The sequence below is a fragment of the Microcoleus sp. B6-A1 genome (genome assembly GCF_036705085.1).
Taxonomy (GTDB): domain Bacteria; phylum Cyanobacteriota; class Cyanobacteriia; order Cyanobacteriales; family Microcoleaceae; genus Microcoleus.
On record NZ_JAUBTU010000033.1, the window covers coordinates 41,027 to 52,925 of the forward strand.

An 11,899-nucleotide genomic window follows, 5' to 3' on the forward strand; every position below is an offset into this window, starting at 1 on the left:
AATTGTGGAACAGGCATCTTGCCTGTTCTTCAAAGCTTGTCTGTTGTCAAAAGCACCCCCAAATTTATGAATTGTGGAACAGGCATCTTGCCTGTTCTGCAAAGCTGGTTGATCATGATACAACATATGATTTTATCCTCAGCTACTGAAAGCCCGAAATATTTTTTGCACTAAATTTGGTGGTTCCTCATTGAGATAACGATAATGTTTCCAAAGTTGCCAATAAGGACTACCCGATTTAATTGGTATTCCCGCCCAGTGAATATATTTTAACCTTTTGCCTTTGTCATAAAGAACATAATCCATTTCTTGAAAATGCTTGGAACCAGCCCAGCTTCCAGGTTCGCTTGGTGAATCTTTAACAAGATTGCAGCGCTTGGCAATCAGCTTAAGAATGATATAATTTAGTATAGGTTGGTCTGTGACATTTTGAGTAAAGTCAAAATATTCTCGATGCTGCGAACATTCTCGCAAAATCTCATACATTTGTGATTCTGTAATAGTTCCTTTTCTGGATGCCCAAAAACCGCTGTTGAATACATCTTGAAGCTGGGAGTCGGTAAAGATATTCTGTTGTTGTACAGCGGGTGAAAATACATTTCGCAGTTTTTCGCTGAGGTGGTGGTAGTCGCAGCAAAAAAAGTCTACTTCTGATAGTTTGTTTAAGTTGGCTGCGATGTCTTCAAAGACGATGATATCGGTATCGATGTACAGAAATTCGTCGAGGGGGCCAAACCAGGTGGCGAGTTTTCGCATTTTGTTGGGGAGGGCTAAAAAGTTGCGATCGAACATTTGGCCAATTTCTCTGGTAAACTGTTCCACAAACTCCAGATTTGGGAACAATCGCACCCCGTGGAGACTGCTGAGGGCAGCTGCGACTTGCTGATAATTGTCGTCGAAGGGAATCAGAAAAACAGGTACTTGACAATTGTACAGACGTATGCTATTTAAAAGGGCGATCGCACTTTCGATCACCTTATCATTCGCAACAATATAAATACCGCGATTCATACATTTATCCTCAACCTTCTCAATACCCTTTTTAACAAATTCGGCGCAGAAACCTCAGTATAAGACTTTGGCGCTTCGGCAAAAATCGGACGCTGGGACGGTTCGCGGAGATAGCGGTAATGCAGGAACAAATCGCGATAGGGAAAGTCAATATTTTCGCCCGCACAAACTCTCCGAATTAAATCCGGCGGCACACCAATATAATGAATGTAAGTAAGTCGGTTTCCCTTGTCGTACAAAATTCTATCTTGCTCTTCAAAATGTTTAGAAGTGACGCTACACCCAGTTTTTTCGCCATCCGGGAGGCTGTAAGCAAAATTATAGCTATTCATCCCCGTTTTCATCACCATATAATTGAGCAACGGCTGTTCTCCCGCACCTTCATACAGCATTTCCGCCTCGCCCGATTGCAGTTGAGCTAACAGCCATTCCCTAGTGTTTTGCTCAAACAATCCTTGCTTGCTGGCATAAAATCCCGAACAAAATATTTCCGAGTCTATCCGATTTTGCTCAAAAACTTCGAGGAGTTTTGGTGACTGAATATTGTATACTTTAGTTGGATCTCGAAATTGAAAATCATAAACCACAAAATCCGATGACTCTAATTTCTGAAAAACCGCATCAAGGGAATTCATCACCAAAGTATCCGCATCCATGTAGATAAATTTTTCAAACGGGCCGTCGAAAGCGCAAAAGCGCCGATGTGCGCCGTAAAGCCGGAATTTTTTGCGGTTCAAACGCTCTGGTGCCGCTGCTTGCATAAATTTATCCCATCGCTGAATTGAGGCGCTATCTTTATAAATAAAGACGTTGGGACGGTTAACAATTTCAGCTTGGATTTGCTCTATTTGGTCGTCGAAAGGATAAATGCAGACGGGAGTATTTGAGCCTAAGATAACTTCAATACTGTTGAGCAAGGCAATTAGTTGGTCGTAAACTGTATCGTTGGCAAGCGTGCAAATTCCATTCATATCTATTAGTCCGCGAAGGCGGACTTTGTTTGTGTAGAAGCGGTTTCAACCGCCGAATCATTTAAAGGGTAAAAGGATAGAAAAGACTCCTCGCGGGAAAACTAGGACTAGGGAGAAACCGACGCTACCGCAACGCGAAACCCCGCGTAGGGCTCGCGAGCGAGTACGAATAGCGAGAACTGATTGGCACTGCGGCAAGAGTACGCCTTGCTGATCCAGGAACCGCCACGCAGCACCCGGCAACCCCCTGTGCAACTTTCCCAGGAACTTCCGTCAGTTGGTGCGCCGTTATAGTTCGAGTGCCACGCAGCGGTGCGATCGCTGCACCACTCCAAAACATTGCCGTGCATATCGTACAGTCCAAAGGCATTGGGAGGAAAAATCCCGACATCGGTTGTTTGGTGGCGGTAAAGTCCTTTGGGGGCGTTTGCGTAGGGTTTGTATCCGTCATAGTTGACTAATTCCGGGGTAATAGTTTCCCCAAAATGAAATGGGGTTGTTGTTCGGGCACGACAGGCGTATTCCCATTCTGCTTCACTCAGGAGGCGATATTTTCTCCCGGTTTTTTGCGATAGTTTGCCACAGAATTCGACGGCCATATCCCACGATACTTTTTCTACAGGACGTTTTTCACCTATGTAATAGGATGGGTTGTTTCCCATCACTGCTTGCCACTGTGCTTGGGTGATGGGATATTTGCCTGCAAAAAAAGCGGGTACTGTTACTTGATGCTGCGGACGTTCGCTATCGGAACTATATTTTTCTGTTGCTGGGGAACCCATCATAAAAGTGTCGCCGGGAATATAAACCATTTCCAGCACAACTCCATTTCCTAAGTCTTCTGCGAAGAAGTGAGCATAATGACGGCGACGACTGTTTTCTTTTCCTTCAGCATCCACTGTTATCACATCGAAGTCAAAAGTAGGAAAATATTTTTGTAACTGCTCTTTTATATTTGGTTCATCTCTATCCTTCAACAGCGAATAGGCTGCAAACTTCACCGCCATTGATTCATCTTGCAGTACCCCAATTATTAAATCTAAACCTGCATCTCCATATTTGATCGCTTCAGACAATGCAGCAATTTTTACCTCAACAATCAGTGAAGCCAAACGACTCTTAACACCCGTAATGCCACCTAAAACAGCAGCACCTATGGGGGGAGGATTTTGACCGCCGAGTACGGCATCGTATTCTCTGGGTTGATTTTGGTTTTCTGTCATTGTGCTATTTCCTAAGATACAAAGTTAGACAGCCAATTGAGCAAGTTCAATTCGTGGAGAATGATTTGTCTGGCTTCAGCAATTTTATCCCTGGCTTCATGCCAATAATCCGCATTAGCCACAACCTCTTGAATAAATTCAACTCCTTTCTCATCCAGACTGGGAAGCCGCAGAAAGCTCCCCGCCGGCAGCAATTTATCCGCCGCAGAACCGCCGTAATAAATTGGCAAACACCAAGCTAACAAAGCATCCCAAAGCTTCTCGCTGACATACCAATCGTTTTCGGCATAATTTTCAATAGCTAAGTTGTAATAGTATGGTGCGACAGCGTGCCATTTATTGTTTACAGTGCCGTTCCCGCGCGCCCAAGTTGGCAAGTTTCGCCCGTAAAGGTCAAAATTTAATTCTCGTTCTTGCAGCAATTTGATAAAGTCTAATCTGTGGCGGTGATTGGCGCTGCGGCTAACACCTGAAGTAATCCAAGAACAGGATTTAGTTTTAGGCGGCGCAGGCATTTCATCTAGTTCTCGAAACGAGTTAGAGTGATACCAAATCGCGGGCATATAATTGGGGTTGGGTGCGAAGTCGTCTGGCCCGGAAATGTAACCGCAGTAAAGTTTGGCTTGTTCGTAGTTGGCTTTGGTAATTTCAATAACTTCTGGTAATGGTGGCTCGCGGATCAGGTAAATTATGCGTTCCTTGGGGACACCGCGCAATTTGTCTCGAATGTCATTTTCTGGAGTTTGGGGGCTTGGACGGCGGATTTTGTCGAGCCAGGATTGCTGTTTTGGCGATCGGGGAAAGTCGAATTGATACATGAGTAAAAAGTCTGGTTCGGGGTGGTTGGCTAGCATTTGAATGTTTCCCCATTTGCCGAAGTTTTGGGGGGTTTGTTGCCACAGCCAGTCGCTTTGGTTCATGCCTGGATAGGTGGTGATTGTGCCGATAAATTTTGGGTTCATTATTAGTAATAAATCTGGTTTTTGCGTGTGGGCGGGGCGGGTTTATGAGATTATTAATTTGAGGCGATGATTGTTGGTAAAACCCGCCCCTACTAATAATAAATGTGGTTTTTGCGTTGGGCAGGGCGGGTTTATGAGATTGTTTATTTGAGGCGATGATTGTTGGTAAAACCCGCCCCTACGGAATTTTGAATTATCGGATATCGCACTGACTCTTCGACATAAACCATAATTTTCTGTAGCCTATTTTCCCAGGAAAATTGCTTGACAAAATCCATCGTCTCTGCATAACCTGCGACCTTCCTGGGATATTTTGTTAAACAAGCTTGAATGCTTTTTGCAAATTCATACGGGTTATCCGGTTCGCACCAAGTAGCAGCGATATTTCCCGATTTAAATTCCATTAAAGATGCAATCTCCGTCGCTACAATCGGAGTTCCTGATGCCATGTAATCAAAGAATTTTAAAGGAGATGTGAACGTCGCGGCCTCTGTCAAACAGTGCGGGTGAGTCAAAACATCGGCTGCTTGCAGCAAGCTAGCAAGTTGATTTTGAGGCAGGTAGCCGAGAAATTTAATGTTGTTAACTTGCTTGGATTTGGCTAATTGCTGGTAGGCTGTTACTTGGGATGAATCACCGCCCGCGATCGCAAATTGAACTCGCGGCAACTCCTTAGCCACATCCACCAACATATCAACACCTTTAAATGGGTAAATTCCGCCTGCATAAACTGCTAAATGCTGTCTGTCATCTTCTAATAATTGCTGTCGCCAATTCTGGGCTGCTTCTGTTTGTCTGGCGAGAAACAAAAGGTTAAAACCGTTGTGCAGCGTAATTACTTTTTCCGGTGGCATCCCATTCAAAATCATGCTGTCTCGCACTGTATCGGCAACAGTTACGGAAATCTGAAACAGAGGATTGCGGACAATTTCTGATTCAAACTGCTTGTTTTCATGGTGATGCTGTTCGTAGATAGCGGGAATTCCGTTTTTAACTGCTGCTTTGACAAAGTTCCAGTCGCGGGTGTGGACAATTTGAGTCGATTTAAGCAGGTGAATCGGTAAGTAGTATTTTGATACTATTGTACTCGAACTCGTCCACTTGCTGTCCCAAAAATCGATCGGCCACGGCATCGGTAAATCTGCTACTTTTAATTTATCTTGAATATTGTAAATTTTGGCAAGTTTGTCATCGGGTTCCCTGGGTTGAAAAGGAAAAAGCCAATCAACCGGATTCAAAGCACTCCAGCCTTTGCGGAGGTATACCAACACTGCTGGATAACCGAGGTTTGCTGCGGCATTGGCAGAGTGTGCAACTTGAACTAAGCTCGCTACATTGGGTTGGGGCAAGATATTTCGGGTAAAAAATACATAATATTTGGACATGGTAATTGGTAGTTAGTAAGTGGTAATTAGTAATTGTTGACTGTTGACTAATGACTAATGACTACTTTTTAACAGCCTGACGCTTAATAGTATTTTCTATAAATTCTAAAGTAGTGAAAATATTAGCAGCAGAGTGAAATGATTCTCGGATTAACTCGTCTCTTTCTTCGGGAGAGTCTACCATTTCATCTACTAGCATTTTGAGGTAAGCTATCATGGGAGTCAGGCGAGTGCGAATTTCGTAAGAACCTCTAATGAGAGCTTCATCGCGAGCGGTTTCTTCGGCAAATTGCACTGAATACAAGCGAGTGTAGTATCCTCCTTTTGCTAGCAATTCTTCGTGGGAACCCATTTCTACTACTTGTCCGCGATCGATCACGGCGATTTTGTGGGCTTTTTGGACTGTGGAGAGGCGGTGGGCGATTACTAAGGTTGTGCGATCGCAACTCAATTTCTCGATCGCCGCTTGCACGTACCTTTCCGAAACCGTATCCAGCGAACTCGTTGCCTCATCTAAAATTAAGATTTCCGGGTTTTGCAGCAGGGCTCTAGCAATTGAAATTCTCTGACGCTGCCCTCCCGATAAAATCACGCCCCGATCGCCAATTTGAGTATCCAACCCCTCCGGCAACAGTTGGATAAACTCATAAGCATTCGCCCCCTTCGCTGCTTCCACAATTTCTTCCTCAGTCGCTTGGGGTCTAGCATAAGCAATATTTTCGCGCACTGAAGCATTAAACAAAAACGTATCTTGGCTAACAATACCCATAGCTTGTCTGAGACTTTTCAAGTCAAATTCGCGCAAATCCCTGCCATCGATCGAGATATTACCTTCAGTAGGATCGTAAAATCTCGGCAGTAAGTCTGCCAAAGTTGACTTACCAGAACCCGAAGTTCCTACCAAAGCCAAAGTAGTGCCATGAGGTAGAAATAAATCAATTCCTTGCAAAACTAAATTTTTGTGGTTAGGATAACTAAAAGATATTTTATTAAAATGAATTCCCGATCGCAAATGAGTGTACGGCACAGGAGCCTGCCCACTAAAAGGCTTCATAAATGGCTTGTCGTCCCGCCTCAAAAAATCATTAACCACCTCTACACTAGCCGACGTATTAGCAAATTGACTGCGCCCGCTATTCAACTGTGAAATTAAAGGAATCAATCGAAACAGTACCAATAAATAGGTTAATAAAATGGTAGCAATAGACTCTATCTCATTCGCAAATATTGTGCGACCTATAAATACAATCAAAATTATAACTATCAAATTAACAACTTCGTTAATTGGGGCGATCGCCGCATAATTTACCTGAGCCTGAAAATCCGCTTGTTCTCGCCTTTGAATTAAATGCTTGATGCGCTGATACTCCCTTTCCTCGTTCCCCGTTGACTTGACCAGCCGAATCCCCGTAATGGTTTCCAGCACCCTAACCGAATAATCTTTCGACATTTCAGAAAGCAGGTGGCCAAAATGCTTGGAACGGTTAATAATATATTGATTGGCCCAAGCAACTAACGCCAGCAAAACTGTAGCTGTCACCGTCAGTTTCCACGAGATCGAAAGTAGCAGACCCACAAAAACCAAAACCGTGATTGAGGTAGTAAACATTCCGATGGCCGTACCAACTGCACTAGCAGTCCGACCAATCTCTCCGCCCAATCTATTAATTAAATCGCCGACTTTAGTTTTAGAGTAAAAATCTAAATCTACTTCTAACAACAACCGCAAACCTGCTTCTCGCAAATCAAAAGTCAAAGATCGCGTCAAAGAAGTAGCTACTAAAGTATTGATATAACTCGCAACATTTTTAAAAAAAATTGCCAGCACAACCGCCCCGGTCATCAACATTAAACGCTGATTTTCGGGCATTCCCTCAAAGGGATACATCAAAGTTTTAATTAGAGATGGAGCGCCGCGCAGCTCGATAGCGTGATCTAAAAAACTTAAAAGCACTGGTACAATCAGAGTAGTGCTGATACCGTTGAATAAAGCGCCAGAAAAACCCAGCATCACGGTTAAGAGAATCCTGCCGGGATATCGTCTGGCAAATTTTAGGAGTAGCTTATTGGCAGACATGAAGCATTCCCAGCTAAACAGTACGGCATCTCAAAATATTCTTTAATAACAGCCAGTTTTTCTTCCTCCCGTGAGTCGGTTTAAAATAACATTTACATACCTGCGATTATATCTGAAAGTATCGGTTTCATTGCTTGAATACTATATTTTTTCACACATCTTTCCCGAGCTTTCATTCCTTGTAAATTAGCCGCTGTCAAATTTTGAAATATCCATTGAATTTTTTGTGAAATTTGAGCGGGAGAACCCGGATCGACTAAATAACCCGTTCCTCCTAAAATTGCTGGAATATCCCCTACTCGCGTAGACAAAACAGGCTTAGCCATTGCCATGCCATCTGTCAGCTTGAGCGGAAACTGAGCCACGGCTGTGAGAGTTTCTCGCTGAGGAACAACGACAACATGAGCCGCCGCTACAACGGACGGCATTGTCTCCACTGGAAACCTTGGCAGTTTAATAATCCAACGCCCCCATTGTTTCACAAGTTTATCATCATAATCATCATAAGGACTCCCACCGACGATCGCTAATTTTAAATCGGGCTCATTTAACTGTTCGAGGGCCATCAAAACATCCTCAACACCTTTGTGAGGTCGCGGTGCCCCCGGAAACATCAGAACTCTATACCCGGACAAGCCGTAACGCTGTCTGCTCAATTCAGGATTGTATTTAGCAGGGTCGAACATTGCAGTATCCTTACCATTAGGCAAATATACACCACCAAAACGCTGTTGTAAAAACTCAGTATCAACGGTGACTGCATCCGCACGGTGAATGAGACTTTCCATCCACTTGAGATAGAGGGGATGATCTGGTTCTCTCAATTGACCGTTGTGTTTAAAAATATCTCGATAAAGTTGTTTGAAAGATGGACGGTATTTCCATTCATCTCCGCCGTACCAGCTCAGTTCCCAGTCGTCTATATCTAAAATTATAAAGTGGCGAGTATCCAGTTTTTTCAGCAGTGATAACCCAAAGCTTGTAGGTTTAGGTTTGACTGCATAAATAATATCCCCATCTATTTTTTTCCAAAGTTTTTGAGCATCCATTAAAAACCCCGGATAATTTTTACCCGGTATCGCACATACCGGGATATCTCTGGGAGGAGTAGCATACAATTCCGTGCCAAACTGAAATCCCACAACTTCTACATCACATTTAAGCTCTATCAAGACTTGAGCTAATAAAAAAGCACGAATTGCACCTCCTCCTGACAAATCGCTCACTACTAATGAAACTTTCACTGAGTATTTTGTTTAAAACATTTGTTTAATTTTCCTGCTTAACCGAGCTTTTGTCAAGGCGATGGGGACTCACGCACTCCCGACCAAAGCAACCGGGTTTTTAACCAGGGCAAAGGGCAGCAACGCGTCTTTTGGTAAAAAAAACACAATGATGAACCCCAGACTGTTATTCCAGCCAGCAATAATTCTTATAGGTAAATTTTCGGATATGTTGAGGCTAATTTTTTTTATTTTGGGCAGAATTTTGTTGCTTTTGATGCAGTTTGCCAACAAACTTTAATTATTTTAAACGCCAGGGATTGTTAAGTTGATTTGGTAAAAATATTTTAGCCATGCGATCGACTATTCTAGTAAAGAGCGATCGCGTCACGTTCTTCGCGTACTGAGGGCGGTAAGGATAAGTGCAGTGCATTACTTTAATCGGTTTGTCGATCCTATAAACATCTTTCCACTTATCCAAGTAGTTGTAAACAGGGGACAAAACTGTCATTTTCGGTTTCACCGATTCCACAGCCGCTGCAAAAGCACCCTGGTCTTTCAATAATAGCACATTTTGATTTGCAACTACGATGTCGAAATATTTCTTAAACTTTATAAACAATTCCTGAGTTTTACTGCTTTTCGTAAAAGCGATAAATCCGCCATTGTATTGAATGCTATTTTCATTTAGCGGCAACCCGACAGACTGCAAAGTTGACAGAATATCCTGCTTGACTCTTAATAAATTTGCCGCTTTAGCAATGGCAGGCTGCACATCTTCCGTCACCAGCAAATCTACTTCATCAAGATAGTCAAAAACTTCATCTATTGGCGACAGCAAACAAATATCACAATCCATATAAATAGTTTTCTCAAAAACAGATTCCCCGTACAAAGCCAGCTTAGCTTGTCGCGACGCCAAAACAGGATTTTCATTAGAAGGTGCAGGTTTCAATATGACATTTCCGAACACCTGAAGTAAAGGATATAAAATTAGAGGTACTCTATCTATTAAAATAATAATCGGTTCCCGGTGAAACTTCCTAACAGACGCCAGAAAATGAACGCAATCCTGGAAAGAGTAAAGACCGGTTAAAATAGTGATAAATCCCTTGACTGCTAATTTATTTGAATTCATTGATTTACGTATTGATTTACTTATTTACCGAGCGTGTGTCCACTCCCAAAAGCTCTCACTCCAGTCATCTCGCTCGTGAAAAATTCCTTGCCATTCATAAAAATGTACAAAATCTTTCAGATTAATTGTTTTATTGACATCGCGGATCATGTAAAGAGGTTTATCTCCATAAAAAGAAGCCCACATAGTATAACTGCTAGGCGGCCCGACAACATAGTCGCATTCAGCCAAAGCATACATATCTTCAATTAAATGACTGCTGCCAAATCCACAGTTAAAACTCTCCAATAAACTCGGATTTTGCGGAACATTAGAACAAATCAAAAACTTGATTATTTTTCCGTCAAATAGCCTTACCACAGAATTCATGACTTCTAAATATTGCTGAGTTGTGTAAAAGTATCTCCCCTTTTGATGCTGAGCATAATCTCCTTGACGGATGTGAATTCCGACGAGCAGATCAGAGTTATTTTTTAAATTCAATATCAAACGATATACATTGATTCTATATCGCTCTAATGGTGCAAAGTATGCTCTAATTGGGTCGGCGTACTTGTGTAAATAGGGGACATCTTCTACAAACCAGCCATCTCGAAATAGCCAGCCTTGAAAAAAAACAATTGAACCGTGCTTGATTTGTTCGATGTCCTGATATTTGAGCCAACTAAAAGGTTGTTTTCGGGTTATTTCTTGCGTTTTGAAAATTTTTTTGTGGCTTAAATACTTAATACAATTATAATATTTGCTTCTGACAAACTTGTTGCCTGCTGCGGTAAAATATGGAGGAGGATAACAACACAAAAAATCCCCGGCGGTTCCCACAAAGAATTCTGCATATTCGTCAAAAGCAGGATTGAGAACAGTCAAATTATGCTCGATCGCCCAAGCAATGAAATTAGCAAAAAGCAGCAGTCGGTTGCCCAGTTGTCCCGATTTAGCAGATATTATTAGCATATTGTATTTTTGGGGCGGGCTGGACGCCCAACCCCTACTCCCCACAAGAATTCAATCAAACTTTGCTGTAATGGTAAGGTGCGCTGCACCTTACAGACTAAGAGTTGTGGCGTTTTTGGTGCCACTGCCAAGCATGGGAGATAATGTTCTCAATGTCGGGATATTCTGGAGACCAGCCCAAGGTTTTGATGGCTTTCTCGCTGCTGCCAGCCAAAGCAGGTGGGTCTCTCGGACGCCGATCGCACTCAACAGCTTTAATCTCTTTTCCCGTCACTTGGCGAGCCGCTTCTATCACCTCTTTCACCGAAAACCCGCCGCCGTTGCCCAAATTAAAGAAATCAGATTTGCCACCATTTAGCAAATATTCTAATCCCAAAATGTGAGCAGATGCCAAATCGTTAACGTGAATGTAATCCCGAATGCAAGTACCGTCAGGAGTCTCGTAATCCGTGCCAAAAATCGCGATCGAATCTCGTTTACCCAAAGCCGCGAACAACACCAGTGGGATCAGGTGAGTTTCAGGATTGTCATCCTCTCCTAACAACCCGTTAGGGTCAGCCCCAGCCGCGTTAAAATAGCGGAAACAAACAGACTTGAAATCATACGCAGCGTCAAAATCCGACAAAATCCGTTCTACCATTAACTTAGTAGCACCGTAGGGATTGATCGGGTTTTGTGGGTGGTCTTCTGTGAGCGGGATTTTCTGCGGTACGCCGTAAGTCGCGCAAAGGGATTGTTAAGTTGATTTGGTAAAAATATTTTAGCCATGCGATCGACTATTCTAGTAAAGAGCGATCGCGTCACGTTCTTCGCGTACTGAGGGCGGTAAGGATAAGTGCAGTGCATTACTTTAATCGGTTTGTCGATCCTATAAACATCTTTCCACTTATCCAAGTAGTTGTAAACCGGGGACAAAGTTGTCATTTTCGGTTTCACCGATTCAACAGCCGCCGCA

General features: G+C 42.9%; 10 protein-coding genes and 1 pseudogene. All 11 read right to left on the reverse strand.

Annotated elements, in window-relative coordinates; genetic code table 11:
- Positions 1 to 138 precede the first annotated feature (138 nt).
- Positions 139 to 1,011, reverse strand: a complete 873-nt coding sequence (locus tag QUB11_RS14465; RefSeq protein WP_333200765.1) for an Npun_R2821/Npun_R2822 family protein — start codon at positions 1,009 to 1,011, stop codon at positions 139 to 141.
- Complete coding sequence (locus QUB11_RS14470) at positions 1,008 to 1,982, reverse strand: Npun_R2821/Npun_R2822 family protein (RefSeq protein ID WP_333200763.1); 975 nt, start codon at positions 1,980 to 1,982, stop codon at positions 1,008 to 1,010. The genes QUB11_RS14465 and QUB11_RS14470 overlap by 4 nt, the downstream gene beginning before the upstream one ends.
- A 107-nt stretch (positions 1,983 to 2,089) precedes the next feature.
- Positions 2,090 to 3,205: a formylglycine-generating enzyme family protein gene (locus QUB11_RS14475; RefSeq protein ID WP_333154097.1), complete on the reverse strand. Its 1,116-nt coding sequence runs from the start codon at positions 3,203 to 3,205 to the stop codon at positions 2,090 to 2,092.
- A gap of 11 nt (positions 3,206 to 3,216) precedes the next feature.
- On the reverse strand, positions 3,217 to 4,167 hold the full coding sequence (locus tag QUB11_RS14480) for a glycosyltransferase family 10 domain-containing protein (protein ID WP_333200761.1): 951 nt from the start codon (positions 4,165 to 4,167) through the stop codon (positions 3,217 to 3,219).
- A gap of 143 nt (positions 4,168 to 4,310) precedes the next feature.
- The gene (locus QUB11_RS14485) at positions 4,311 to 5,552 is read right to left on the reverse strand and encodes a glycosyltransferase family 4 protein (RefSeq protein ID WP_333200760.1); all 1,242 of its coding nucleotides are present in this window, start codon (positions 5,550 to 5,552) and stop codon (positions 4,311 to 4,313) included.
- A 61-nt stretch (positions 5,553 to 5,613) separates the two neighbouring features.
- On the reverse strand, positions 5,614 to 7,629 hold the full coding sequence (locus QUB11_RS14490; RefSeq protein ID WP_333200758.1) for an ABC transporter ATP-binding protein: 2,016 nt from the start codon (positions 7,627 to 7,629) through the stop codon (positions 5,614 to 5,616).
- A gap of 92 nt (positions 7,630 to 7,721) precedes the next feature.
- Positions 7,722 to 8,873 carry a glycosyltransferase family 4 protein gene (locus QUB11_RS14495; RefSeq protein WP_333200756.1) on the reverse strand — a complete coding sequence of 384 codons (1,152 nt, stop codon included), beginning with the start codon at positions 8,871 to 8,873 and terminating at the stop codon, positions 7,722 to 7,724.
- Positions 8,874 to 9,153: 280 nt separating this feature from the next.
- Positions 9,154 to 9,990: a hypothetical protein gene (locus QUB11_RS14500; protein WP_333200754.1), complete on the reverse strand. Its 837-nt coding sequence runs from the start codon at positions 9,988 to 9,990 to the stop codon at positions 9,154 to 9,156.
- Between the two features lie 24 nt (positions 9,991 to 10,014).
- The gene (locus QUB11_RS14505) at positions 10,015 to 10,944 is read right to left on the reverse strand and encodes an alpha-1,2-fucosyltransferase (RefSeq protein WP_333200752.1); all 930 of its coding nucleotides are present in this window, start codon (positions 10,942 to 10,944) and stop codon (positions 10,015 to 10,017) included.
- A 97-nt stretch (positions 10,945 to 11,041) separates the two neighbouring features.
- Positions 11,042 to 11,677, reverse strand: a pseudogene (gene galE / locus QUB11_RS14510) (UDP-glucose 4-epimerase GalE); the annotation flags it as partial.
- Complete coding sequence (locus QUB11_RS14515) at positions 11,584 to 11,868, reverse strand: hypothetical protein (RefSeq protein WP_333200750.1); 285 nt, start codon at positions 11,866 to 11,868, stop codon at positions 11,584 to 11,586. The gene QUB11_RS14515 and the pseudogene galE, both read right to left, overlap by 94 nt.
- Between the last annotated feature and the right edge of the window lie 31 nt (positions 11,869 to 11,899).